22 protein-coding genes, 6 tRNA genes, 2 other RNA genes and 1 pseudogene are annotated in these 24547 nt (G+C 49.2%); 12 read left to right on the plus strand and 19 right to left on the minus strand.

Features of this window, described 5'->3' with window-relative positions; translation table 11 throughout:
* Positions 1-26 precede the first annotated feature (26 nt).
* Both EO763_RS16090 and pdeH read right to left on the minus strand, forming a co-directional pair.
* Entirely contained in the window at positions 27-1541 is a 1515-nt protein-coding gene (locus EO763_RS16090) for a sensor domain-containing protein (protein WP_039493324.1), read from the minus strand.
* Positions 1542-2330: 789 nt separating this feature from the next.
* Positions 2331-3122 (minus strand): cyclic-guanylate-specific phosphodiesterase, encoded by a 792-nt coding sequence (gene pdeH / locus EO763_RS16095; RefSeq protein WP_161529568.1) that lies wholly within the window; start codon positions 3120-3122, stop codon positions 2331-2333.
* A 469-nt stretch (positions 3123-3591) separates the two neighbouring features.
* Between pdeH and EO763_RS16100 the strand changes: the two genes are divergently transcribed.
* Positions 3592-3852, plus strand: a complete 261-nt coding sequence (locus EO763_RS16100; protein ID WP_161529569.1) for a YfhL family 4Fe-4S dicluster ferredoxin — start codon at positions 3592-3594, stop codon at positions 3850-3852.
* Positions 3853-3870: 18 nt separating this feature from the next.
* On the opposite strand, the gene acpS is transcribed toward EO763_RS16100, so the two are convergent.
* The 7 genes from acpS to lepA form a co-directional block, all read right to left on the minus strand.
* Positions 3871-4251 carry a holo-ACP synthase gene (gene acpS / locus EO763_RS16105; RefSeq protein WP_039493330.1) on the minus strand — a complete coding sequence of 127 codons (381 nt, stop codon included), beginning with the start codon at positions 4249-4251 and terminating at the stop codon, positions 3871-3873.
* Positions 4251-4982: a pyridoxine 5'-phosphate synthase gene (gene pdxJ, locus EO763_RS16110; protein ID WP_039493331.1), complete on the minus strand. Its 732-nt coding sequence runs from the start codon at positions 4980-4982 to the stop codon at positions 4251-4253. The genes acpS and pdxJ overlap by 1 nt, the downstream gene beginning before the upstream one ends.
* Before the next feature lie 80 nt (positions 4983-5062).
* A complete protein-coding gene (gene recO, locus EO763_RS16115) occupies positions 5063-5800 on the minus strand; it encodes a DNA repair protein RecO (protein ID WP_010280459.1) in 738 nt (245 codons plus the stop codon).
* A gap of 11 nt (positions 5801-5811) precedes the next feature.
* A complete protein-coding gene (gene era / locus EO763_RS16120; protein WP_161529570.1) occupies positions 5812-6717 on the minus strand; it encodes a GTPase Era in 906 nt (301 codons plus the stop codon).
* A complete protein-coding gene (rnc, locus tag EO763_RS16125) occupies positions 6714-7394 on the minus strand; it encodes a ribonuclease III (protein WP_010302498.1) in 681 nt (226 codons plus the stop codon). The genes era and rnc overlap by 4 nt, the downstream gene beginning before the upstream one ends.
* Before the next feature lie 290 nt (positions 7395-7684).
* Positions 7685-8650, minus strand: a complete 966-nt coding sequence (lepB, locus tag EO763_RS16130; protein ID WP_161529571.1) for a signal peptidase I — start codon at positions 8648-8650, stop codon at positions 7685-7687.
* A gap of 16 nt (positions 8651-8666) precedes the next feature.
* Positions 8667-10466 (minus strand): translation elongation factor 4, encoded by a 1800-nt coding sequence (lepA, locus tag EO763_RS16135; RefSeq protein WP_039493335.1) that lies wholly within the window; start codon positions 10464-10466, stop codon positions 8667-8669.
* On the opposite strand from lepA, the gene EO763_RS16140 reads away from it, so the two are divergent.
* Positions 10458-10670, plus strand: coding sequence for a hypothetical protein (locus EO763_RS16140; protein WP_039284410.1), 213 nt, complete (start codon positions 10458-10460; stop codon positions 10668-10670). The genes lepA and EO763_RS16140 overlap by 9 nt on opposite strands.
* A 92-nt stretch (positions 10671-10762) precedes the next feature.
* Here EO763_RS16140 and rseC read toward each other — a convergent pair.
* The 4 genes and pseudogenes from rseC to rpoE form a co-directional block, all read right to left on the minus strand.
* Positions 10763-11214, minus strand: a pseudogene (gene rseC, locus EO763_RS16145) (SoxR-reducing system protein RseC).
* Complete coding sequence (rseB, locus tag EO763_RS16150) at positions 11211-12173, minus strand: sigma-E factor regulatory protein RseB (protein WP_161529572.1); 963 nt, start codon at positions 12171-12173, stop codon at positions 11211-11213. The pseudogene rseC and the gene rseB overlap by 4 nt, the downstream one beginning before the upstream one ends.
* Positions 12173-12820: an anti-sigma-E factor RseA gene (gene rseA, locus EO763_RS16155; RefSeq protein ID WP_044206879.1), complete on the minus strand. Its 648-nt coding sequence runs from the start codon at positions 12818-12820 to the stop codon at positions 12173-12175. Before rseA ends, rseB begins: the two co-directional genes overlap by 1 nt.
* Positions 12821-12879: 59 nt before the next feature.
* A complete protein-coding gene (rpoE, locus tag EO763_RS16160) occupies positions 12880-13455 on the minus strand; it encodes an RNA polymerase sigma factor RpoE (RefSeq protein ID WP_005973561.1) in 576 nt (191 codons plus the stop codon).
* 361 nt (positions 13456-13816) lie between these two features.
* On the opposite strand from rpoE, the gene nadB reads away from it, so the two are divergent.
* Positions 13817-15418 (plus strand): L-aspartate oxidase, encoded by a 1602-nt coding sequence (gene nadB / locus EO763_RS16165; RefSeq protein WP_039360787.1) that lies wholly within the window; start codon positions 13817-13819, stop codon positions 15416-15418.
* A gap of 69 nt (positions 15419-15487) precedes the next feature.
* Here the strand turns inward: nadB and trmN are convergent, their stop codons facing one another.
* Complete coding sequence (trmN, locus tag EO763_RS16170) at positions 15488-16234, minus strand: tRNA(1)(Val) (adenine(37)-N(6))-methyltransferase TrmN (RefSeq protein ID WP_161529573.1); 747 nt, start codon at positions 16232-16234, stop codon at positions 15488-15490.
* A gap of 134 nt (positions 16235-16368) precedes the next feature.
* On the opposite strand from trmN, the gene srmB reads away from it, so the two are divergent.
* Complete coding sequence (srmB, locus tag EO763_RS16175) at positions 16369-17694, plus strand: ATP-dependent RNA helicase SrmB (RefSeq protein WP_039493344.1); 1326 nt, start codon at positions 16369-16371, stop codon at positions 17692-17694.
* 62 nt (positions 17695-17756) lie between these two features.
* Here srmB and grcA read toward each other — a convergent pair whose 3' ends face one another.
* Positions 17757-18140 (minus strand): autonomous glycyl radical cofactor GrcA, encoded by a 384-nt coding sequence (grcA, locus tag EO763_RS16180; RefSeq protein ID WP_129710162.1) that lies wholly within the window; start codon positions 18138-18140, stop codon positions 17757-17759.
* Positions 18141-18515: 375 nt separating this feature from the next.
* On the opposite strand from grcA, the gene ung reads away from it, so the two are divergent.
* A complete protein-coding gene (ung, locus tag EO763_RS16185) occupies positions 18516-19202 on the plus strand; it encodes a uracil-DNA glycosylase (protein ID WP_012822888.1) in 687 nt (228 codons plus the stop codon).
* A 174-nt stretch (positions 19203-19376) separates the two neighbouring features.
* Here ung and EO763_RS16190 read toward each other — a convergent pair.
* Together EO763_RS16190 and EO763_RS16195 are read right to left on the minus strand one after the other, a co-directional pair.
* A tRNA-Ala gene (locus EO763_RS16190) sits at positions 19377-19452 on the minus strand.
* A gap of 47 nt (positions 19453-19499) precedes the next feature.
* Positions 19500-19575: transfer RNA gene (locus tag EO763_RS16195), tRNA-Ala, on the minus strand.
* 263 nt (positions 19576-19838) lie between these two features.
* Between EO763_RS16195 and EO763_RS16200 the strand changes: the two genes are divergently transcribed.
* Positions 19839-20708 carry an alpha/beta hydrolase gene (locus tag EO763_RS16200; RefSeq protein ID WP_244322005.1) on the plus strand — a complete coding sequence of 290 codons (870 nt, stop codon included), beginning with the start codon at positions 19839-19841 and terminating at the stop codon, positions 20706-20708.
* 69 nt (positions 20709-20777) lie between these two features.
* Here the strand turns inward: EO763_RS16200 and gltX are convergent, their stop codons facing one another.
* Positions 20778-22193, minus strand: coding sequence for a glutamate--tRNA ligase (gene gltX, locus EO763_RS16205; protein ID WP_161529575.1), 1416 nt, complete (start codon positions 22191-22193; stop codon positions 20778-20780).
* A gap of 291 nt (positions 22194-22484) precedes the next feature.
* Between gltX and EO763_RS16210 the strand changes: the two genes are divergently transcribed.
* The 6 genes from EO763_RS16210 to EO763_RS16235 all read left to right on the plus strand — a co-directional run bounded on the left by EO763_RS16210 (position 22485) and on the right by EO763_RS16235 (position 23256).
* Positions 22485-22560 (plus strand) — tRNA-Val (locus EO763_RS16210).
* A gap of 58 nt (positions 22561-22618) precedes the next feature.
* Positions 22619-22694, plus strand: a tRNA-Val gene (locus tag EO763_RS16215).
* Positions 22695-22749: 55 nt separating this feature from the next.
* Positions 22750-22825: transfer RNA gene (locus EO763_RS16220), tRNA-Val, on the plus strand.
* A gap of 7 nt (positions 22826-22832) precedes the next feature.
* Positions 22833-22908: transfer RNA gene (locus EO763_RS16225), tRNA-Lys, on the plus strand.
* Positions 22909-22954: 46 nt separating this feature from the next.
* Positions 22955-23082, plus strand: a non-coding RNA gene (locus EO763_RS16230) — RtT sRNA.
* 46 nt (positions 23083-23128) lie between these two features.
* Positions 23129-23256: non-coding RNA, RtT sRNA (locus EO763_RS16235), on the plus strand.
* Positions 23257-23407: 151 nt separating this feature from the next.
* On the opposite strand, the gene EO763_RS16240 is transcribed toward EO763_RS16235, so the two are convergent.
* Entirely contained in the window at positions 23408-24514 is a 1107-nt protein-coding gene (locus EO763_RS16240; RefSeq protein ID WP_039493349.1) for an NADH:flavin oxidoreductase, read from the minus strand.
* Positions 24515-24547: the final 33 nt, after the last annotated feature.

The following is a 24547-nucleotide window of genomic DNA, read 5'->3' on the forward strand; positions in this document are numbered from 1 at the left end:
ATAGAGCGCCTTTTTTATTTCATTTATCAATGATCGTTCATGTTGTGATAAATCTGAGTTTGACTGCGCCCCATGGCTTTAGCTTGGTACATGGCAGAATCGGCATTAATTGCCAACGTCAGAGAATCGGAGCCGTGTTCTGGATACAGTGCAATACCGATACTGCACGATATATCCAGCTTTTTCCCATTGATTTCAAAAGGTTTATTCAATGCGTTATGGATTTTATCTGCAACATAGAGTGTATTATCAATTTCCTTAATACCCTGAAGCAGAATAATGAATTCATCACCACTACGACGATATACCGTATCCGAATCCCGAACCGCACCACGCATACGTGCAGCCGCTTCTTTTAATAGCAAATCGCCAACAGCATGCCCAAACGAGTCGTTTATCTGTTTAAATTTATCGAGATCCAGGAACATCAGCGCGATTTTTCTACCCGTTTGTTTGGATAACAGAATCGCCTGTTCCATTTGCTCAGCAAACGTCAGACCGTTAGCCAGTGACGTTAATGAGTCATAGTGCGCCAGTTGCCGATAGTGTTCCTCGCTCCGCCGCAGCATATCAATAGCATGATATCGCTCTATGGCGATCGCAATCAGCTGTGCCGACTTCTCGATAGAGAAAATTTCTTCTTCGGTCGGCACATACACTTTACGATGATAAACACTTAAAACACCTAGTATTTCTTTGTTCTGACCAATGATAGGTTCAGACCAGCAGGAACGCAACCCGGCATATAATGCGAGTCCTTTATATAAAGACCAATGCGGATGCACGGAAATATCGTCAGCAATCACGCGTTTTCCGGTATAGGCCGCAGTACCAAAAGAAGCCACACCATCGGCAATTTTCACGTTGTGAATGGCATTTTTATAAAAACCTGGCAGGCTCGGTGCCGATCCAAGCGTCAAACATTTCTTTTCTTTATCAACGAGCAGTACAGAACAAACGATACGACCAGGATTTTTTTCCTCAACGCTGAAAATGATCGCATCCAGGATATCCTTCAGCGGCGCACCGCTTGATAACAGCTCCAGCGCACGATTGTATGAATTATCATGATGTTCCTGCGATTTCCGCTCTGTAATATCTAGTTTAATGCCGACATACTGGGTCGTGTTACTCGCCTTATTATATATTTTAACGATATTGGCCTTTTCCCAATACAGCTGCCCATCTTTACGCCGGTTAACGAACTCACCGCTCCAAACATTACCTTTATTTATGGTAGCCCACAGATCTTCATAGACGCTGGCGTTGGTCATGCCAGAGTTTAATATATTCGTTTTTTTCCCAATAACTTCATCCGGCATATAGCCAGACATGGTAATAAACTGGCGATTGACGTAAATAATTTCACAATTTTCATCTGCGATCATAATTGAGGCAGGACTATATTCCATCGCAAAGAAAGTCATGTTGAGGAAGTCTTGTTTTTTCTGCTCAATTTTAAACTTTTGTTTAATTTTTCTATTTTTTACAGAAGAAAATAATAACAATAACAACAGTAGGGTTATTATAATTTCATACACAATAACACTCTCCTCAGGCCCGAGTGGTCCTGATCGTACAAATCACAACGCTGATGACGAAAAATCCCGGTAACAAGCCCCTCCCCCGTAGATTTTCAGGATGGGTGCATTTCCAGAGAGCAGAAAGGATGAAAGAAAAAACGCTCCGTGAAGCAGGAGTGTTTAGAAACATAGCAACGTAAGCATAAAGCCCTCGCATATGACTGTGCGCAGATAAAAACAACAAATTCAAAGGGGTATCTTAATTTAATAGTAGTAATTGTTCGGGTTATAAGCTTCTCTAATGGAATAAAAGAATATTCCTAAGGGTACATGGCGATATATTCTGAACATCAAATTTTTGTAAGCAAATCAATTATACCAATAAGTATCATTGTTTTAATCAACAAAATCTATCACAAAGTGATTTTTGATCGTTAACAGTAAACATTATATTTTTTTACCATTAAAAATCAAATAATTAAAAGAAAAAAAATAAAATCATTAACGTAAGCGTCTGATTATATATGTCATAATTTGATGCAAAATCTGAAGTCCTACTCCCCATTGTTTCATTGAAATTAAACACCACCATAACAAATAAAATAAGAATTAAATAACAAAAATAAAACAAAATACAGCATTATACATTAAAAATTAGAAAAAAAAGACAGACAGCCAGAGAGGCGATATTTTGTACAGAAATGAAATATTAGGAAATATAATGAATTACTATGAAGAAGAAAACATGGATGGGTATACAGCAATACTCTACTGTGCAAAGTGATAGCCTAAACAACAGATTATCACCTAGAGTTCGAGCTTCAACGTCTCAAAATTCTCAAACGGCTGAGGGCGCGAGAGGTAGTATCCTTGGGCTGCATAAGCATGCGATGCCTGAACAATTGCCCACTCTTCCTGTGTTTCTATTCCCTCAATGACCACATAATTGCAAAAACGCGATAGCAAAGCGATCAGTGCAGGGAAAACGGTTTTCCCTTCACCACTTTGTTGCAGGAGAATGAAGAGCTCACGTGCCACTTTGATGCAGTCATACTGTGCCAGCATCAGTGATGAAAAATTCGCCATACCGCAACCGAAATCATCCAGCCACAGTGTTTGCGCTTCTGGGAGCTTGGTTAAAATTTCTTTTGGCAGCCCTCCCTGATTTTCGACCATTTCAAAACGAATCCAAGGCATTGCTGCGATCAGGCGTTTGGCTTCCAGATTATTTTGCAACGCCAGTAGCGTCATACCATCAATGTTGACGGAGGCAAAAAGATCGTCGCGAGTAAATCGAAAATTCCACTGAGATAAAAGTTGCAGTTGTTCTACAATAATTAACAGGCGGGTTTCAACGTCGATATTCGCGAAGTATTTTTCAGGAGAGATGAATTTTTGTGGCAGGGTAGGAGAAAAAACGGAAGTCAGTAATTCAATAGCCATTAATTTACCTGATGTTCGGTAAATGGGCTGAAAAGTATACCGCCGTTGGCATTGAAGCCAGTAATCAGCGCCTAATGGCTCCGAGTCTCCCTGTTGGAAAAATCCTGCCCCAACCTGATTAAGATGACCTTCCTGCTGCACTATGAGTTCCGCCATTAAACTGACACTATTAGTTATAAAATTATATCATACGGACATGCACCGTCATCGACTCTCCAGATGCAAACGTCATCGGCAATACCGATTAAATCAATGTCCATGATATTACAAAAATAAGTGGTTCAATATCACAACTAAATTTATTTAAATTGTAAATCAATAAATTAAAACCCAAGAAACACAGTCGCACTGGCTGATTCATACAGTTTAAAGGATAGGTATAAAACCAATTTAACGAACAGATGGTAATTTTACCCTGTAACCTCACTATTTATGCTGCCAATAGGTTGCATGCTGAGGGCCTCCGAAAACACGCGAAACCCGCAGCAAACGGCCTAGGAAGAAAGGCACAGTGAAGGCAGGGGAGCCGATTTGCCAGTATATTTTCCATCAATGACAGTTACGCGTGTTTAAACGAGCATCAACGGGTATAATCTGCGCCCTGTTTGTAAGGTAGAAGAACATCATGGCGTTACTCATCACCCATAAATGCATCAACTGTGACATGTGTGAGCCCGAATGTCCTAATCAGGCTATTTCCATGGGTATGGACATTTATGAAATTAACTCCACCCTCTGTACTGAGTGCGTTGGCCACTACGACACACCTACGTGTCAGAAAGTCTGTCCGATCGACAATACGATCGTCAAAGATCCAAACCATATTGAAGGCAATGAGCAGTTGTGGGAAAAATACGTGCTCATGCACCATGCCGACAGGATTTAAGCATCAGTTTACGAACGTTCAGCTTTCGATAATTACCGTCGCACAGGCATAGCGTCTTTCGTCAGCCAGCGTCACATGGACGTGTCTGACGCCCATCTGTTCAGCCAGTTCTGCCGCTTTAGCAAAAAACCGCAGGCAAGGTTTACCCAGCTCGTCATTAAAAACGTCAAACTGGTTGAACGCGAGCCCGTTACGGATTCCAGTACCGAAGGCTTTTGCAGCCGCCTCTTTCACGGCAAAGCGCTTGGCGAGGAAACGGACAGGCTGCTGATGCTGCTGATAGTGCACCCATTCAGCATCCGTCAGAATGCGGCGAGCCAATCGCTCGCCTGAACGTTCAATCACCGCGTCAATACGGGCGATTTCGACAATATCGGTTCCGAGCCCAAGAATCGCCATCAGCGGCGTGCTTCTCGCATCAGGTTCTTCATTTCGGCAACGGCATCCTTCAGACCGCTCATTACCGCACGCCCGATAATCGCATGCCCAATATTCAATTCGTGCATTGCTGGCAAGGCGGCAATCGGCTGAACATTGTGGTACGTCAGACCGTGGCCAGCATTGACCTTGAGCCCCTTCGCTGCAGCGTAAGTCGCCGCATCACGAATACGCTCGAACTCATGCTGGCGCGCTTCATCATCTGGCGCATCGGCATACGCTCCGGTATGGATTTCGATATAGGGTGCACCGCTGGCCACGGCGGCATCGATTTGCCGCTTATCCGCATCAATGAAGAGTGAAACCAAGATGTTAGCCTGGCTAAGTCTGGCTACCGCGCTATCGATTTTTTCCTGTTGTCCCGCGACATCCAGCCCGCCTTCGGTCGTGACTTCCTGACGTTTTTCCGGTACCAGACAGCAGAAATGCGGCTTCACCTCACAGGCGATGTTCAGCATTTCTTCCGTGACAGCCATTTCCAGATTCATGCGGGTTTGGAGCGTTTCTCTCAGAATCCGCACATCACGATCCGTGATATGGCGACGATCTTCACGCAAATGCACGGTGATGCCATCCGCCCCCGCCTGCTCAGCGATAAAAGCAGCCTGAACGGGATCGGGATACGCTGTTCCACGCGCATTACGCAGCGTTGCAATGTGATCGATGTTAACGCCAAGCAGCAGTTCAGCCATGATAAATCCTCGGTAAAGTCATGCACGATACGTGGCAGTTTACACTGATGTCACGGCGTCAGGGTACTGAGGAGGTGGGATTATTTATCAGAAGATGCGGGTTTGGACAAATTAGCAGCAGGAACAAACTGGCGGAACAGTTCACGACTTTTCAGCGGTTTTCCCCCCAGATACGGCTTTAACGCGATACGAGTGAAACGCTTTGCTGCCTTCAATGTGCCAACATCAGGAAATTCACGCGACGCCAGAGAACGTAACTCATGCCCGGTAAAACTTTTATTATCGACAACCAGGCTGGCAATAAATCCCCTTTCCTCTCGATACTGATAAGTCATGGTATCTGCCACCGGTTCGCCGCTACCAGCACAATGCAGGAAATCAACGCCGTATCCCAGATAGCCCAGTAACGCTAATTCAAAGCGTCTTAATGCGGGTTCGGGAGAGGCATCCTGTGCAGCAAGATGTTGTAAACAGTGGAGATAATCGAAGAAAAGAGCGGAGTAATTGGTTTCATGTTCCAGCACGCGAGACAGCAGTTCGTTAACGTATAAACCGCTATAAAGCATCGAGCCAGTGAGTGGTAGCGCGAGCGAGACAGGCTCGGCACTGCGTAATGTTTTTACTTCTCCCCGACCACTCCAGCGCACCAGCAGCGGAGTGAAAGGCTGTAAACAGCCTTTCAGACTAGAGCGTCGGGCTCGCGCGCCTTTGGCAAGCACACGAACTCGACCATCGCTTTCACTAAACAGATCCAGCAATAAGCTGGTTTCGCTATAAGGTCGCCCATGCAAGACAAATGCGCGCTGCCAGCCTTCCATCGGCGTGAACCTTACCGGTCTTCGCTATAACCCAGGCTGCGCAGGGCACGTTCGTCATCTGCCCAACCGGATTTCACTTTAACCCACAGCTCAAGGTGCACTTTGGCCTCGAACATCTCTTCCATATCCTGACGAGACTCGATACCAATGGTTTTAATTTTGGCACCTTTGTTGCCAATAACCATTTTTTTCTGACCTTCACGCTCAACCAGAATCAGGCCGTTGATGTCATAACCGCCACGCTCGTTCGTCACGAAACGCTCAATTTCAACCGTTACAGAATACGGCAGCTCTTCACCCAAGAAGCGCATCAGTTTTTCACGGATAATTTCCGATGCCATAAAACGCTGTGAGCGATCGGTGATGTAATCTTCCGGGAAGTGGTGCGTTGCCTGCGGTAAGTGTTTACGCACAATGCTGGCAATCGTATCGACATTCGTGCCCTTCTCAGCCGAGATCGGAACGACGTCAAGGAAGTCCATCTGTTGGCTGAGGAACTGGATATGCGGCAGCAGCTTAGTTTTATCCGTGACGTTATCAACTTTATTGATCGCCAACAGCACAGGAAGCTTCTGATCGCGCAGCTTATTCAATACCATGTCGTCGTCGTCGTTCCAGTGTGTCCCTTCAACAACGAAAATGATCAGCTCAACGTCACCAATCGAACTGCTGGCGGCACGGTTCATCAGGCGGTTAATCGCCCGTTTTTCTTCAATGTGCAATCCCGGTGTATCCACATAAATAGCCTGATAAGGCCCTTCAGTATGAATACCCATGATGCGATGCCGCGTCGTCTGGGGCTTACGTGACGTAATAGAAATCTTCTGCCCCAGTAATTGATTCAGTAACGTCGATTTACCGACGTTTGGTCGACCAACAATCGCGACAAAACCGCAGTGTGTCTGTACTTCGCTCATTCAAGCTCCAGTTTTTTCAACGCTTGTTCAGCCGCAGCCTGTTCGGCTTTACGACGGCTCGATCCTGTACCAATGACCGACTCACTAAAGCCGCTCACCTGACAGTGAATAGTAAATTCCTGATCGTGTGCTTCCCCACGAACCTGCACCACCAGATAGGTCGGCAGAGGTAAGTGACGCCCTTGCAGAAATTCCTGCAATCGCGTTTTCGGATCTTTTTGCTTATCGCCGGGACTGATTTCATCCAGACGCGTCTGATACCAGTTCAGGATCAAACGTTCGATGGTCTGAATGTCGCTGTCGAGGAAAATACCGCCAATCAGCGCTTCGACCGTATCAGCCAGGATCGATTCACGACGGAAACCACCGCTCTTTAATTCACCGGGACCGAGGCGTAAGCACTCTCCCAGTTCGAATTCACGTGCGATTTCCGCCAGCGTATTTCCGCGCACCAGTGTCGCTCGCATCCGACTCATGTCCCCTTCATCAACTTTGGGGAAACGGTGATACAGCGCATTGGCGATCACAAAACTCAGGATGGAGTCACCCAGGAACTCGAGTCTTTCATTATGTTTGCTGCTAGCGCTACGGTGCGTCAACGCCTGTAACAAAAGATCGTACTGCTGAAAAGTATAGCCCAGCTTTCTTTGTAAACGATTTATCAGGATGGGATTCATGTGTTACCAATAGATCAACGATGCGTCAAAAACAGCAGCATACGGAACAGCCCTGCTTACCAATTCGGTCAAAACTGTTTCGTTTGCATTGGCTCCCATAGGGAGCCTGCCTTTTTGCCCGTCATACTTCGCGTTGCCTGTACGTTAGCGTGGTTAAAACGCTAACGTGTTGTCCTGCAACTCGTACTATTTAGGGCATGTTCTTTCAAAAAGAGCGTTACAGAAAATATTCTACATCGGACAGCATCAGAATGCTGCCTGTATCTTATTTCGGTTAATGCTTACTTTAGTTAATGGATACCACCAATGCGACTCAAACGTACGCCGGTAGGCCATTCACCTTCCTGTTTCTCAAAACTCATCCAGATAGCGGTAGCTTTACCGACCAGATTTCTCTCTGGTACAAAGCCCCAATAGCGACTATCCAGACTGTTGTCGCGGTTATCACCCATCATGAAGTAGTGCCCAGATGGGACAACCCATGTCGCAAGCTGCTGCTGCGATTGCTGGTAATAACCACCGAGCTGATCCTGCTGACCTGGCACCAACAGAATATTATGCGTTACATTACCTAATGACTCTTTGCGTGCGCCCATGCGGGTCCCTTCCACGCTGTTGTCATTAGCAGGCACCTCATAAAATCCGCTGCGCGATTCCAGTCCTGGCTGGTTGAAGGTCTGAACAAAATCGCTAGGCTGTACGTTACTGTATGTGACGGCCAGTGCCGTATCGCACGCTTGCTGCCCCTGACAGGATGGACGAATCGTCACCTGCTTGGTTATCGGGTTATAGCTGACGCGATCGCCCGGTACACCAACCACGCGCTTGATGAAGTCCACTTTAGGATCGGACGGGTATTTAAACACCACCACGTCGCCACGCTTAGGGTGACCGGTTTCGATCAGCGTTTTTTGCGTGAAGGGTTCTTTAATGCCGTAGGCAAATTTCTCCACCAGAATAAAATCACCGATCAACAGCGTCGGCATCATCGAACCGGATGGAATTTGAAACGGCTCATAAATGAAGGAGCGCACAACCAATACCAAAGCGACTACCGGGAATACGGATGCTATCGTCTCAATCCAGCCTGGTTGCTCAATGGCTTTCGATGAAACCGCGCCATCAGCCAGATCGGCGCCGCTCATGGCGGCAAATTTCTTCCGGCGAGCAGGTGCCCAAACGAAACGCTCTAAACACCAGACAATCCCTGTGACTAGCGTCACCAATGCCAGAATTACGGCAAACATATTGGCCATGCCAACTCCTCAGAATTTATTTACTGTCTTTGCCGACGTGCAGGATTGCCAGAAACGCCTCTTGCGGCAGTTCGACGTTACCGACCTGCTTCATACGCTTCTTACCGTCTTTCTGTTTCTGCAACAGTTTCTTCTTACGGCTGACGTCGCCACCATAACACTTGGCCAGTACGTTTTTACGCAATTGCTTAACCGTAGAACGCGCAATAATGTGGTTACCAATAGCGGCTTGAATCGCGATATCAAACTGCTGACGCGGAATCAGTTCTTTCATCTTTTCGACAAATTCACGGCCACGATATTGTGAATTATCACGGTGAGTAATCAGGGCCAATGCATCGACACGCTCGTTGTTGATTAATACATCAACGCGCACCATGTCTGATGTCTGGAAACGTTTGAAGCCATAATCCAGCGATGCATAACCACGAGAAGTTGATTTCAGGCGATCAAAGAAATCGAGTACCACTTCAGCCATCGGGATTTCATACGTCAACGCAACCTGATTACCGTGGTACACCATGTTCGTTTGCACACCGCGCTTCTCAATACAAAGCGTAATCACGTTGCCCAAATATTCCTGAGGCATCAACATGTGACATTCGGCAATTGGCTCACGCAGTTCCTGAATATTATTCAGCGGCGGCAGTTTAGACGGGCTATCCACATAAATGGTTTCTTTCGCCGTCGTTTCTACTTCATACACTACCGTCGGTGCCGTAGTGATCAGTTCCAGATCGTACTCACGCTCCAAACGTTCCTGAATAATCTCCATGTGTAGCAGACCCAGGAAACCACAGCGGAAACCAAAGCCCAGCGCGGTAGAGCTTTCTGGCTCATAGAACAAAGAGGCATCATTGAGGCTCAGCTTGCCTAACGCATCACGGAATGCTTCGTAGTCGTCGGAACTGATCGGGAACAGACCGGCATAGACCTGAGGTTTGACTTTCTTAAAGCCCGGCAACGCTTTTTCAGCTGGCTGACGCGCCAGCGTCAGGGTATCCCCGACTGGCGCCCCCAAAATATCTTTGATGGCGCACACTAACCAGCCTACCTCGCCGCAGTTCAATACATCGCGGTCGATCTGCTTCGGTGTAAAAATACCGAGACGGTCGGCGTTATAAACCTGACCCGTACTCATCACCTTAATTTTGTCGCCTTTGCGCATCGTGCCGTTTTTGATACGCACCAGCGACACAACGCCAAGGTAGTTATCAAACCAAGAGTCGATAATGAGCGCCTGCAACGGTGCATCTGGGCTGCCTTCCGGCGGCGGGATATCACGCACTAAACGCTCCAGAACATCCGGCACACCAATACCCGTTTTCGCAGAGCAGCGCACCGCATCAGTAGCATCAATGCCGACAATATCTTCAATTTCCTGAGAAACACGATCCGGATCGGCAGCAGGCAGGTCGATCTTATTCAGAACCGGCACCACTTCCAGATTCATATCCAGCGCGGTATAGCAGTTAGCCAGCGTTTGAGCTTCGACACCCTGCCCAGCGTCAACGACAAGCAGCGCGCCTTCACAGGCGGCGAGCGAACGGGAAACTTCATAAGAGAAGTCAACGTGCCCAGGCGTATCGATGAAGTTTAACTGGTAGGTTTGGCCGTCCTGCGCTTTATAATCCAGCGTTACGCTTTGCGCTTTAATTGTGATTCCGCGTTCACGTTCCAGATCCATGGAATCCAGAACCTGCGCAGCCATTTCACGCTCGGTTAAACCGCCGCAAATCTGGATAATACGGTCAGATAACGTCGATTTACCGTGGTCGATATGGGCAATAATGGAGAAATTTCGTATATGCTTCATTATAAAAATTTTTCTACCTTGATATTCCTGAAATTCTTGCCGATGGGCATGCGCATAGGTGAAAACAGCAGCGATGTTATTCCACCTGAATCGCAGCATTCTACATGCGAGAGGCGTGAAAACCTAGTCATGTCCGGTGCATTCCCCTTGATTATGACGGTTTTATTTGGAATAGCAGAACAACAAGAGGAAAGCAGGAAGTAAAGTGTCATTACGTGGCAAACATCGTGTCGAAAGATAACAAACAAGTAAGCAATGTTTCCGCAGCGCGCGCCGTTTACGCTCGGGTGAACAGGTCAATTTTGTAACAGAGTGCCCGGCAGTGCGATTTGCAGGATAACAGGCTCATAACGCTTATTCTTACCCAACTGCTTCGCCCAGCGCTTCACGCCGATAAACGCCACGCCCCCCCCAGCAGTGCACCAATAACCGCGGCCAGATCGGTGCCAAATAACGTTTGGCAGATCGCCGCGCCGAGCAGTAGCCCAACCAGCGGAACGAAATAAACCAGAGCAGCAGAAAACAGCAGCCGCCCCTCAGAAATGCCCAACTCCACCTTTTGTCCCACTTCTAAAGGCCGATCGTAAGGAACATACAGCGTATTTTCGGCAGAGAGCCCAAGCTGACTTAATAAACCCGTACCACACGACGAGCGGGATTTACAGGTGCCACAGCCCGCGCTCGGCTCGCACCGCAGTTCCACGATACCATCCCGCCATGAAACCACTGTCGCCCACTCTTTGATCACGGTTGCGCCTTCAAAATAATGCTGTCAGCCACACGTTTAGCCGTAGAAGGAGGAATATCGCCGACAACGGTAATCTCTCGGTTGCCTTTCATGACAGTGTGGATGGAACGTCGTCCCGTGAGCACAGACTGTTCCTCACTCACGTCAGAAGACGGGCTGATGTTAATCGAAAAGCTGAATAAACCATCGCTATACAGACGTGTTTCAATCGGAATGGATGAACCTGGCAATACTTTTTTGTTGTGCGACAGTTCTTTCATCCCCGCAGGCAGCCATTCTGGCACCCAGATAAAATCACCTTTTTCCGCAGCAGGCGTGGGGAGTGCAGGAGGAAGTTTGATTCCTTCCAGCGGACGCATCACGCTCACGACATCATCGTCAACAATCAATGATGTCGTTAAGAATTGCTCCAACCGTTTGTCACCATTGCGGTCCTGTAAATCAATGCGCAGTGGAAGTTTCGAATCCGCGTCAATCCACACCGTATAGCTGTAGCGTGTGCCATCGCGTGAGATGACCCGAATGCCTGATGCCAGACGATCGGCAATGCGTACCCGTCCATCAGCAGGAACAAAATCATAATAGGGCGATAGTTTCTGAAAATCAGCAAAGACCAGCGAAGGGAGAGAATCAACGATATGATCGCTGGTGAGCGTAAACGGCTCAAAACCAGGATCGAAATAGCTGACTTCATTACCACGCTGCACGATCTCGCGTCGCGGTCCGTCCATAAACAACAACTGCGCTAAGGCACGGTTGTTGACTACAGCATGACGATACCGTACCGACTCAAAGCCTTGCAGGGTAATGTTAATAAAGGAAATTTCGTAATTCAGAGAACGAGTAGCGCCATTCATCTGTTGCAGCAACGCGCTCGGCTCAACATTCTGAGCCGAGGCGAAAGTAGAATAAAACAGACTGCCAATCAGAAAACAGGCGGCGAACCAAACACGCTTCATTACCGGGGCTGTGTTCCTAATGATTGAGTACCGGGAACCTGAATTGCCGCTTGCTGATCGTCCTGCGGCAGAGCGTGCTCGGCATGCAGCCGACGCTGTAATTCGTAGTCCTGCAAAATAGCGTTAAGGCGATTGCGCTGCATATCGGATTTTTGTTGACCACTGTTAGGGGCAACATTTTCTGACGGCACGCCTAGACTCACTGGAGAGGCAGTGCCCATAGCAGGTAAGGTGCTGAACACGCCGGATTCCACAACATGTTCAGAAGCATTACCTTGCTGGTAATTTTGTACGCCGACAATCACCGCTAAAGATACGCAGGCTGCGACACCGACTTGCGTCAGTTGGCTGCCCCACGGGCGGATCTTGTGCCAGAAAGGCATCTTCGTCCACTCAACAGGTTGTGGCTGAGATTCAGGATGCACTTGTGGAACCAGACGAACAGGTTCTTTTTCGATTGCAGCGGCAACACGAGAAGCGATGTCCAGGTGAATCATGTTTTCACTCACATCACCACGCACCACATCACGAATCAGATGATAACTTTGCCAACTTTGCTGCAACGCATCATCCCGTGACAGTGCGCCTAACAGTTCGGAATCTACTGCTTCGCCATCCATTAAAGCGGAAAGTTTCTCTTTCTGCATACCGACACCCTTACCTTGTCAAATCCATCATTAGTCATGCGGATAGCTGAAAACGCTCGCTAGCGCTGAATAAGCGGTTGTACTTTATTATCAATCGCTTCCCTAGCCCGGAAAATACGAGAACGAACAGTGCCGACGGGACAATCCATAATCACGGCAATCTCTTCGTAGCTTAAACCGTCCAACTCACGCAGCGTAATCGCTAAACGTAAATCCTCCGGTAAAGACTCGATAGTTCGGAAAACGATGCTTCGTAATTCCTCTGACAACATTAAATTCTCAGGGTTCGATATTTCTTTCAGTGCGCCCGCATTTTCATAATTTTCCGCGTCATTAGCATCAATGTCGCTGGACGGCGGACGGCGGCCCTGAGCTACCAGATAATTCTTGGCCGTATTCACTGCGATACGATACAACCATGTATAGAACGCACTATCGCCGCGGAATGACTCTAACGCGCGATAGGCTTTAATAAACGATTCCTGTACCACGTCCGGCACGTCGCCTTGGGGAACATACCGTGATACCAGACTCGCTACCTTATGCTGATAACGAACGACCAACAAGTTAAACGATTTTTGATCGCCTTTTTGGACTCGCTCGACCAGAACCTGATCTGCCAGTTGCTCGCTCATCCGAGGTAATCTCTACTCAAACCGTTCTCCACGCGTAAAATAGTACTGCCAGCTATATAAGTCATATTTAGAGCAAGCTCCTAATTAGAACCAAGACATTCAATAAAGTTCCGGGTCATCATTTTTCTTTTGCTTAGCGCCGTTACTCGTCTTTGCGATGCGTACCTATGACGCATTCTCTTCATCTGAGGCTCTACGCTCCTCCGAGGATGATACGATAAATCTGGGGTCTTCGCACGATTCAGCATGCCCTACTCTTCGCTTATTTATAGCGTAGAGAGGGGGATAAAAACCAATACAGCAATCAACCATTGGGTGCTACCATCGGATTTCCTCTTCTTTTTGCATCCACGACACGACCATGCAAACGACCACTGAATACGTCTGTGATGTTTTAATCATTGGCAGCGGTGCTGCTGGGCTTTCACTGGCGCTGCGTCTGGCTTCACAAGCCAACGTGACGGTATTAAGCAAAGGCCCGCTCAACGAAGGCGCAACGTTTTATGCTCAAGGTGGCATCGCCGCCGTTTTCGATGAAACCGACACGATTGACTCCCATATCGAAGATACCCTGATCGCTGGTGATGGCCTGTGTGAACGGGAAGCCGTTGAGTTTATCGCCAGCAATGCCAAACACTGTGTGCAATGGCTTATCGAACAAGGCGTGCTATTCGATACCGAAACCAGCACCAGCGGCGAAGAACGCTATCATCTCACGCGCGAAGGTGGTCACAGCCATCGTCGAATTCTGCATGCGGCGGATGCAACCGGAAAAGAAGTGGAAAACACGCTGGTGCAGAAAGCGTTATCCCACCCGAATATTCGGATTATGGAACGCTGTAACGCCGTCGATTTGATTACCTCGAATAAGCTGGGTTTACCCGGTACACGCCGTATTGTCGGTGCTTACATATGGAACCGTGAACGGGAGCGCGTAGAATCCTGCCGGGCGAAAACGGTAGTTTTAGCGACCGGCGGCGCATCCAAAGTTTATCAATACACCACGAATCCCGATATTTCCTCTGGCGATGGCATCGCCATGGCTTGGCGCGCGGGTTGCCGCGTGGCAAATCTGGAGTTCAATCAGTTTCACCCGACCTGCCTGTTCCACCCGCAGGCACGAAACTTCCTGCTGACGGAAGCGCTGCGCGGTGAAGGCGCGTACCTTAAACGTCCTGACGGCACACGCTTTATGCCCGATTTCGATGCCAGAGGCGAACTGGCACCGCGTGACGTGGTCGCCCGTGCGATTGACCATGAGATGAAACGGCTTGGCGCAGACTGCATGTATCTGGATATCAGCCACAAGCCTGAAGCATTCATCAAACAGCATTTCCCCACTATCGATGAAAAGCTACAGTCTCTCGGCATCGATCTGACGCGTGAACCAATACCGATCGTCCCCGCAGCACACTACACCTGCGGAGGCGTGCTGGTCGATCAGCATGGCCGTACCGATCTTGACGGCCTGTATGCGATTGGCGAAGTCAGCTATACCGGTTTGCATGGCGCAAACCGCATGGCATCCAACTCATTACTCGAGTGTCTGGTTTACGGCTGGTCAGCCGCTGAGGATATTTTGCAGCGCTTACCGCAAATCAAAGCGGTGAAAAAACTACCAGATTGGGATGAAAGCCAGGTCGATAACTCAGATGAACAAGTAGTGATTCAGCATAACTGGCACGAGCTGCGTCTGTTTATGTGGGATTACGTTGGGATCGTGCGGACGACTAAGCGACTGGAGCGGGCACAACGCCGCATTCAACTGCTTCAGCAGGAAATCAATGAGTACTACGCCCACTTCCGCATTTCCAACAATTTGCTGGAACTGCGTAATCTGGTGCAGGTTGCCGAACTCATCGTCCGCTGTGCGCTGGAAAGAAAAGAAAGCCGTGGGCTACATTACACACTGGACTACCCAGAACAGTTCGACGCTCCAACGCCAACCATTCTGGTGCCATAGTTCATAAAAAATAACTCATAAAAATAGTTCACTCAGCAAAGGCAGGCGCAGCAACAAGGCGTCTGCCATCTACATAAAGAGATAAAAATCTTTTGTCAGTTGCTGGAAATCCGTCGAATAACACCTTTCTGCATCACGAATTATCAGTGAGGAATTCACACATTCTCTTTCCTGACGAGACAGCGCCAGCAAAACGCGATGTGCAGGTTTCTCTTCATGCTCTGATACGCGAAGCTGCTGGTGAACATACCAATGATTCTGCTGCGCGAGCGGAATAAAAGACTCAGCAACCTGAACCGGCAGCACCACGCAGAAAAGCCCTTCAGGCATCAACAGTTGATGAGCACAGCGCAACAGCGCTTCATGAGTTAACAAGGTGGTATAGCGAGCCTGATCGCGCTGAGCCGATCCGCACGCGATCCCCGGCGGGAAATAAGGCGGGTTACTGATAATCAACGAATAGTCGGCGGCTCGCGTCTCAGCAAAACCGACGATATCCTCAGCATACACCGTGATTCTGTCAGCCCATGGTGAAGCGGCAATGTTCTCCTTCGCCTGCTGGCTGGCGGCGCTATCCAGTTCGACGGCATCAATCCGAACATGCGATTCAGAACGTTGCGCCAGCATCAGCGCGAGAAGACCAGAACCGCTACCGATATCCAGGATCCGCGTGGCTGAAGACACCGGCGTCCAGGCTCCCAGCAAAATGCCATCGGTCCCCACCTTCATGGCACAGCGATCGTGCGCCACAAAGAATTGCTTGAAGGTAAACCCATCCCGACGCAATGTCAGTTTATTATCAGCCTGATGACTCATGAAAATAAGATTCCAAACGCAAACCGCAGTAGCATAGGTGAAACATCAATGCAGGAAAAGTGCCGATGTCTGCTTAAACAGGTGAAGAAACCGGCCAATCCGTCTATAATCGGCGCCCCAAATAGAGGTAGACCATGACTGTAACCAATTTTTCCGAGCTCGATCTTGATGAAAGCCTGTTAGACGCCCTGCGTGACATGGGCTACGAGCGCCCGACCGTGATTCAGGCAGAGGCGATCCCTCCGGCGATGGAAGGCCGCGACGTCCTAGGCTCCGCGCCAACAGGAACAGGTAAAACCGCCGCCTATCTGCTGCCGGTTTTGCAGCATCTTATCGATTTCCCTCGTAAAAAATCGGGTCCACCTCGTATTCTGATCCTCACGCCAACCCGTGAACTCGCCATGCAGGTAGCCGATCAGGCGCGAGCGTTTGCTGCACATACGCACCTGGATATCGCCACGATCACTGGCGGCGTGGCCTACATGAACCACGCAGAAGTCTTCAGTGAAAATCAGGATATCGTCGTCGCGACGACGGGCCGTCTGCTGCAATACATTAAAGAAGAAAACTTCGATTGCCGCGCGGTAGAAACGCTAATTCTGGATGAAGCGGACAGAATGCTGGATATGGGCTTCGCCCAGGATATTGAACACATCGCCGGAGAAACCCGCTGGCGCAAGCAAACGCTGCTGTTTTCTGCGACGCTGGAAGGGGACGCGATCAAAGATTTCGCCGAGCGCCTGCTCAATGAACCTGTTGAAATCGAATCCGACCCATCGCGTCGGGAACGTAAAAAAATTCTGCAATGGTATTACCGCGCCGACGATCTCAAACACAAAACGGCGCTGCTCTGCCACCAGTTAAAACAGCCTGACGTAACGCGTTCTATCGTCTTTGTACGCAAGCGTGAGCGTGTGCATGAGCTGGTTGCCTGGCTGCGTGAAGCGGGCATTAACTCTTGCTATCTCGAAGGCGAAATGGTGCAAGCCAAACGTAATGAGGCGATCAAACGTCTCAGTGACGGGCGTGTCAACGTGCTGGTAGCAACGGATATCGCGGCACGCGGTATTGATATTAACGATGTCAGCCACGTATTTAACTTCGATTTGCCGCGCACCTCGGACACCTATCTTCACCGTATCGGTCGCACTGGTCGCGCCGGTCGTAAAGGCTGTGCCATCTCTTTCGTCGAAGCACACGACCATCTGCTGCTGGGGAAAATCAGTCGCTACCTGAATGAACCGCTAAAACCGCGCGTCATTGAAGAACTCCGTCCAGAGACGAAAGCACCAAGCGCCAAAACGACGGGGAAACCGTCGAAAAAAGTACTGGCTAAGCGACAAGAGAAAAAAGAGAAGGAAAAAGAAAAGGTTAAGGTAAAGGTTCGCCAGCGTGATGCTAAAAATGTGGGTAAGCGTCGTCAACCAACGCAGAAAACCGACAAACCCTCTGCCGAATAAAATTTATATAAAATAGAGATATAAAAAAGGGAGCCTCGGCTCCCTTTTTGCTAAGGCTTGAATCACAGGCTTGCGGTAAAAGTACGAGCGATAACGTCGCGCTGCTGTTCTGGCGTCAGTGAGTTGAAACGCACAGCGTAGCCAGATACGCGGATGGTCAGCTGCGGATAGTTTTCCGGATGCTTAACGGCATCTTCCAGCGTCTCACGTCGCAGAACGTTTACGTTCAGGTGTTGACCACCTTCCACACGCACTTCAGGTTTGATTTCCAACGGGATTTCACGATACTCGATCTGACCCAGATCGCTCATCGGTACGATTTGATCTTCGCTATAACCCGATTTAGCACACACGCAACGCGCCTGTGATTTTTCTTCATCCAGCAACCAGAAGGAATTGATCAGCGTGCTGTCGTTAGCCTTGGTGATTTGAATACCAGTAACCATAATTGCCTCCGTAAAACGGCGTGTTATTGTCTTAGTTAAAAACTAACTGAGTAAAAATCGCTATCAGCAAAAAACTGCTAAATTTCGTAACGATCGTATAAAACCGTTTGTATCTGCCTCTTATATACCAGTCTGATAACCAGACATCCTTGACTTAAATCAATTTTAAAAGTCCACAACTTGGCAGACCAATGGCAATATATTGTTTTATATCAATTTTACCAACACAATGAATTGCAAATATTTTTGTAAATTTTCAATTTTTTTTCAAAAAAAATCCTTTCATCCCGACAATAGCGGTTACGGTTTTACCTCGGGACGATAGATCGGTAAGCTACCAACAACACCATTCAACCTGTAAAAAAAGAGTGCATGATGGCGACCTCTCTCACCTGGCATGACGTGCTGGCACAAGAAAAGCAGCAGCCTTACTTCATTAATACCCTTGAATTCGTTGGGAAAGAACGTGCAGCGGGTAAAACTATCTATCCCCCGCAGAAGGATGTTTTCAACGCATTCCGCTTTACTGAACTGCATCAGGTCAAAGTCGTCATTCTTGGGCAAGATCCCTATCACGGCCCGAATCAGGCGCACGGGCTGTCATTTTCTGTACGTCCGGGCGTACCCGCTCCACCTTCTCTGGGTAATATTTATAAAGAATTGGCGAGCGACATCCCTGGATTTGAAATTCCACGGCACGGTTTTCTGCAAAGCTGGGCAGAGCAAGGCGTTTTACTGCTCAACACGGTATTAACCGTTGAAGCTGGACAGGCGCACTCGCATGCTAATTTGGGCTGGGAAACGTTTACTGACCGCGTCATCGCGGCATTGAATGAACAGCGGGAAGGCCTGGTCTTTCTGCTGTGGGGCTCTCATGCACAGAAAAAAGGCAACATCATTGACCAGCAGCGCCACCATATTCTGAAATCGCCGCACCCTTCCCCACTATCTGCACACCGTGGTTTCTTGGGCTGTAAGCATTTTTCTCAGGCTAATCAGCTTTTGGAACAGCAAGGGCTGTCGCCAATAGACTGGACGCCAAGGCTTCCAGAAGAGGCTTAAGCGATAACGGGTTGGTTGTCTTCAAAAAATGAAGGCGGCCAACTCTTGTTTACAAGGAATTGTTTACAAGGAATCGTTTACAAGAAATCGCCGACTAACGTATTGAGCAAATAAAAAACGTTGATGAATGCAGATATATTGAGAAAGGGATAAATAAGCGTTAATTCGATGATTTGGTGGAGCTAAGCGGGATCGAACCGCTGACCTCTTGCATGCCATGCAAGCGCTCTCCCAGCTGAGCTATAGCCCCACAACGTGTGGAATGTTCTTAATAATCAACCAAACAGAGGGAGTGTTTGGTGGAGCTAAGCGGGATCGAACCGCTGACCTCTTGCATGCCATGCAAGCGCTCTCCCAGCTGAGCTATAGCCCCGTATCTTACAGCATCACCGCGAAGGCAAGTACTGTGCGAACGCGTCGCATAATATGAAACCCGATTCGCAGTGTCAACGGCTAAATCCGGTTATCCGATTAACCGCTGAAAAAGACGCCAAAGGTGAGAAAAAACAGGCGGCGATTTCGATGTCATCTCATCATAAGCACAATAAAAAAGCTGCTAACGATAACGCGATTTATTATCATTTCACGTTACGCTTCTGCCTCTTATATAAGCCTCATCACATGCGCTATTTTCCTATGATTGTATTTTCTCTGATGGTATCTGCTTCTGGCATGTTGCCTGTTCGGGCACAGCCAACCATTCCTGATATGACCGAACAAGCAAAAGCTCAATTTGAGATCAAGCACGTTGAAATGAAAAGCGATGCACAGCATGTCTATCGGCTTTTCATCGCACGTCCCCGCCAACCCGCACCTGAAGGCGGTTATCCGGTTCTGTACATGCTGGATGGCAACGCTCAGTTTCCCGTTGCCGTAAACAGCTACAATGCAAAAAATGGCGCAGCACCGCTGATTATCGCCATCGGTTATCCAATCGATAAACCTTACGATGTTCCCGCCAGAACGCGCGACTACACGCCGCCGACAACGCTCACCGATCCAGATTTTGCCGCAGGCGGCGAAGCCGAAGCGTTTTATCAATTCCTGCAATCCACGGTAAAGCCCTGGGTTGAAACGAACTACGCTGTAAATAAGCAAAAACAAACGCTGGCCGGGCACTCTTTCGGCGGTCTGTTTACGCTCTATACGCTGTTTAACCACACCGAATCTTTCCAGCGTTATGTTGCCGCGAGCCCGTCTATCTGGTGGGGAAATGGCGTCGTGATTCCGGCAAGAACGCCGCTGCTCGCTACACCACCGCTGTCAATAACCGTCACGGCAGGGGCAAATGAAGATGAGCCAGCCAAAACACAGGCGGGTAAACCCGTTGATGAAAAGCGGGCAGAACGGCTCAGCCAAAGAAAAATGGTGGAAAGAGCAACGGCACTGGTCGCACAGCTCAACGAACAAGGCACAAAAGCCGACTTTATTCTGTTCCCTGGTAAAGGGCACGGCGACGTGATCCCTGATGCCATCAGTAAAGCAGTTGCTATCGCCGGTCAATAATCCCCTAAGTCATAAAATAAGAAGCCCCAGCATTTGACCGGGGCTTCTTGTGTATTCATGCAGTAGGGATTACTGCTGCGCTTCACGCTCAGCAATGAACGCCAACGCTTTATCAATACGCGCCAGCGAACGCTGTTGACCAATCGCGTGTACCGTAACGTCAACACCTGGAGACTGACCCGCGCCCGTTACCGCAACACGCAGCGGCATACCGACTTTACCCATGCCCTGACCCAGCTCATCCGCCGTGCCCTGAATGGCGTGGTGGATGTTCTCTGGCGTCCAGCTCGTAATCGCAGCCAGCTTCTCGCGAACCAGTTCAAGCGGCTGACGCGCAACCGGGCGCAGGTGTTTCTTCGCGGCATCGGCGTCAAACTCAGCAAAATCTTCATAGAAATAACGGCAAGAATCCGCCATTTCTTTCAGCGTCTTGCAACGCTCGCCCAGTAAACCAACCAGTTCGCTCAACTGCGGCCCGGTACGGGTATCAATCCCTGCCTGTTCGATATGCCATGACAGATGTGTCGCCACGTATTCTGCGGGTAAATGGTTAATATAGTGATGGTTCAACCATTGCAGCTTCTCGGTATTGAAAGCACTCGCCGATTTGTTCACAGCATCCAGCGAGAACAACGATTTCATTTCATCAATAGAGAAGATTTCCTGATCGCCAGAAGACCAGCCTAAACGCACCAGATAGTTCAGCAGTGCTTCTGGCAAATAGCCGTCATCGCGGTATTGCATTACGCCAACAGCGCCGTGACGTTTGGACAATTTCTTACCGTCATCGCCCAGAATCATCGACACATGCGCATATTCTGGCACGGGTGCGCCCAGCGCTTTCAGGATGTTGATCTGGCGCGGCGTGTTGTTGATATGGTCTTCACCGCGGATAACGTGCGTGATTTCCATATCCCAGTCATCGATAACGACACAGAAATTGTAGGTCGGTGAACCGTCAGTACGGCGAATAATCAGATCATCGAGTTCCTGATTGCTGAATTCAATCGGCCCGCGAATGCGGTCATTGAAGATGACCGAGCCTTCCTGCGGGTTGAGGAAACGCACAACGTGCGGTTCATTATCAGCATGATGCGCGTGAGAACCACGGCAACAGCCGTCGTAACGTGGCTTATCACCCTTTTCCATCTGCTGCTCACGCAGTGCTTCCAGACGCTCTTTAGAACAGTAGCACTTATATGCCGTACCGTTTTCCAGCATCTGGTCAATAACGGCGTTGTAACGGTCAAAGCGTTTAGTCTGGTAGTACGGGCCTTCATCCCAGTTCAGGCTCAGCCAGTTCATACCATCCATAATGGCATCAATCGCGTCCTGAGTTGAACGCTCCAGATCGGTATCTTCAATACGCAGCACGAACTCGCCGTCATGATGACGGGCAAACAACCAAGAGTACAGTGCGGTGCGAGCGCCGCCGACGTGAAGATAGCCAGTAGGACTAGGGGCGAAACGGGTTTTGATTTTCATTTGGGATTACAGCCTTATTACGCAACGGCTGTCGGCATAGACCGACATAAGCTCAGAGAACAAAAGTGGGCAACATTCTATCACTCTGCTTCGATTCCTCAACGCCGTAACATGCCGCACGTGCTTTTATTCTGCTAGCGATAGCAAGATAACAGGCCGAATTGCGCAAGGATGCAGCACCAACGGCGATAAATACGACGCCTTGACTAATTTTGCAACGAACAATCATTTTAGTTTTAAAAAGCGTTGACTCACATTCAAGGATCCCTATAATGCGACTCCACACAGCGGGGGTGATTAGCTCAGCTGGGAGAGCACCTCCCTTACAAGGAGGGGGTCGGCGGTTCGATCCCGTCATCACCCACCACTCTTTACGAATTTTAAGTAAAAGTGTCTCGCTGTGTAGAGTAAGAAGATTTGAGATTGGGTGATTAGCTCAGCTGGGAGAGCACCTCCCTTACAAGGAGGGGGTCGGCGGTTCGATCCCGTCATCACCCACCAATCTCATACCAGCTGGTCTTCTTATTAGAAGTTGAAGTAAAGGTAGTTCAGAAGTGGGTGATTAGCTCAGCTGGGAGAGCACCTCCCTTACAAGGAGGGGGTCGGCGGTTCGATCCCGTCATCACCCACCACTTCTGCGGGTCGTTAGCTCAGTCGGTAGAGCAGTTGACTTTTAATCAATTGGTCGCAGGTTCGAATCCTGCACGACCCACCACTTCCGCAAAGTGATTCCTCTCTGAAGTAAATCCACAAAAAATTATCTATTGCACGTGTCGTGTAGGTGAGAACCTGCGTTCAGGTTCGAGCCGAGCGAAGCGAGACAGCAACGCGTCAGCGTTGACCCCGAAGGGGCGAGGCCAAAGGCCGAGTCATCCTGCACGACCCACCACTTCCGCAAAGTGATTCCTCTCTGAAGTAAATCCACCAAAAATTATCTATTGCACGTGTCGTGTAGATGAGAACCTGCGTTCAGGTTCGAGCCGAGCGAAGCGAGACAGCAACGCGTTAGCGTTGACCCCGAAGGGGCGAGGCCAAAGGCCGAGTCATCCTGCACGACCCACCACTTCCGCAAAGTGATTCCTCTCTGAAGTAAATTCACCAAACATTATCTATTGTACGTGTCGTGTAGATAAAATTCTCTTCGATTTTTCCGCATTAGCTTTCCCAATATTCGATAAAGTACCGCAGCCTTACTCAGCTACGGCACCTAAATATCACGCCAGTACGGCTAAATCTGCTGCGTCAAAACCGCGTAATTTATCAGTCTGTCCAGAACGCACTTTTTGCACCCATTGCGCATCAGAGAGCAGTACCCGACCGACAGCAATCAAATCAAACTCTTCGCGCTCCATCCGCGCATACAGATTGTCCAGCGCTGCCGTACCTGAACCTTCACCGCCAAACGCAGCAAAGAAATCCGAGGTCAACCCCACTGAGCCAACGCTGATTGTCGCCGCACCTGTCAGTTTCTTCGCCCAACCGGCGAAGTTCAGCCCTTCAGCCCCATCAATCTCTGGGAACTCCGGCTCCCAGAAACGGCGCTGCGAACAGTGAAGAATATCCACACCCGCCTCAACCAGCGGTGCCAGCCAGTCCGTCATTTCCTGTGGGGAGGTGGCAAGCCGTGCGCTGTAATCCTGCTGTTTCCACTGACTCACACGTAGGATCAGCGGGAAATCCTCACCAATAGCGGCCCGGACAGCGCGGATAATCTCTGCGGCAAAGTGGGAACGCTCACGGATCGTTGCTCCACCAAAAGCATCTGTACGCTTATTTGTACCCGACCAGAAAAACTGATCGATCAGGTAGCCATGTGCACCATGCAACTCTAGCGTGTCAAACCCCAACCGTTTGGCATCCGCTGCCGCACGGGCAAAAGCGGCCACGGTATCGGCGATATCTTCTTCTGTCATCACTAAACCACGAGGCTCATCGGGGCCAACCAACCCCGACGGGCTCTCAACAGGGGCATCCGGTTCCCAGCCGCGGCCGCGCGTTGAGCCCGTGTGCCAAATTTGTGGGCCAATACGGCCTCCTGCGGCATGAACCGCTTTAGCCACCGCATCCCAACCTGTCAGCGCCGCCTCACCATGGAAAAACGGAATCCCTGGCGTGTTGCGCGAAGCAGGACGATCGACCACCGTCCCCTCCGTCAGAATCAGTCCTACGCCTCCCTCTGCGCGGCGGCGGTAATATTCCGCATTCGCTGGGCCGGGAATCCCCTCTTCCGCCATACTTCGCGTCATGGGTGCCATAACGATGCGATTGGGAAGGGTTAACCCTTTCACCGTGAAGGGACTAAACAGAATATCGTCAGACATGGATATTTCCTTTTAAGGTTTAACGCCATAGTG

The sequence above is a fragment of the Pectobacterium odoriferum genome, assembly GCF_009931295.1.
GTDB lineage: Bacteria > Pseudomonadota > Gammaproteobacteria > Enterobacterales > Enterobacteriaceae > Pectobacterium > Pectobacterium odoriferum.

What these genes read in the sequence shown, in the direction of transcription:
- EO763_RS16100 (WP_161529569.1), top strand. Translation starts at nt 3,592, where the DNA reads ATGGCGTTACTCATCACCCATAAATGCATCAACTGTGACATGTGTGAG.
- trmN (WP_161529573.1), bottom strand. Translation starts at nt 16,234, where the DNA reads ATGAGTCATCAGGCTGATAATAAACTGACATTGCGTCGGGATGGGTTT.
- acpS (WP_039493330.1), bottom strand. Translation starts at nt 4,251, where the DNA reads ATGGCGATTCTTGGGCTCGGAACCGATATTGTCGAAATCGCCCGTATT.
- nadB (WP_039360787.1), top strand. Translation starts at nt 13,817, where the DNA reads ATGCAAACGACCACTGAATACGTCTGTGATGTTTTAATCATTGGCAGC.
- rnc (WP_010302498.1), bottom strand. Translation starts at nt 7,394, where the DNA reads ATGAATCCCATCCTGATAAATCGTTTACAAAGAAAGCTGGGCTATACT.
- EO763_RS16200 (WP_244322005.1), top strand. Translation starts at nt 19,839, where the DNA reads ATGATTGTATTTTCTCTGATGGTATCTGCTTCTGGCATGTTGCCTGTT.
- grcA (WP_129710162.1), bottom strand. Translation starts at nt 18,140, where the DNA reads ATGGTTACTGGTATTCAAATCACCAAGGCTAACGACAGCACGCTGATC.
- EO763_RS16240 (WP_039493349.1), bottom strand. Translation starts at nt 24,514, where the DNA reads ATGTCTGACGATATTCTGTTTAGTCCCTTCACGGTGAAAGGGTTAACC.
- lepA (WP_039493335.1), bottom strand. Translation starts at nt 10,466, where the DNA reads ATGAAGCATATACGAAATTTCTCCATTATTGCCCATATCGACCACGGT.
- lepB (WP_161529571.1), bottom strand. Translation starts at nt 8,650, where the DNA reads ATGGCCAATATGTTTGCCGTAATTCTGGCATTGGTGACGCTAGTCACA.
- rpoE (WP_005973561.1), bottom strand. Translation starts at nt 13,455, where the DNA reads ATGAGCGAGCAACTGGCAGATCAGGTTCTGGTCGAGCGAGTCCAAAAA.
- rseB (WP_161529572.1), bottom strand. Translation starts at nt 12,173, where the DNA reads ATGAAGCGTGTTTGGTTCGCCGCCTGTTTTCTGATTGGCAGTCTGTTT.
- recO (WP_010280459.1), bottom strand. Translation starts at nt 5,800, where the DNA reads ATGGAAGGCTGGCAGCGCGCATTTGTCTTGCATGGGCGACCTTATAGC.
- era (WP_161529570.1), bottom strand. Translation starts at nt 6,717, where the DNA reads ATGAGCGAAGTACAGACACACTGCGGTTTTGTCGCGATTGTTGGTCGA.
- EO763_RS16140 (WP_039284410.1), top strand. Translation starts at nt 10,458, where the DNA reads ATGCTTCATTATAAAAATTTTTCTACCTTGATATTCCTGAAATTCTTG.
- rseA (WP_044206879.1), bottom strand. Translation starts at nt 12,820, where the DNA reads ATGCAGAAAGAGAAACTTTCCGCTTTAATGGATGGCGAAGCAGTAGAT.
- gltX (WP_161529575.1), bottom strand. Translation starts at nt 22,193, where the DNA reads ATGAAAATCAAAACCCGTTTCGCCCCTAGTCCTACTGGCTATCTTCAC.
- srmB (WP_039493344.1), top strand. Translation starts at nt 16,369, where the DNA reads ATGACTGTAACCAATTTTTCCGAGCTCGATCTTGATGAAAGCCTGTTA.
- pdeH (WP_161529568.1), bottom strand. Translation starts at nt 3,122, where the DNA reads ATGGCGGAACTCATAGTGCAGCAGGAAGGTCATCTTAATCAGGTTGGG.
- pdxJ (WP_039493331.1), bottom strand. Translation starts at nt 4,982, where the DNA reads ATGGCTGAACTGCTGCTTGGCGTTAACATCGATCACATTGCAACGCTG.
- ung (WP_012822888.1), top strand. Translation starts at nt 18,516, where the DNA reads ATGGCGACCTCTCTCACCTGGCATGACGTGCTGGCACAAGAAAAGCAG.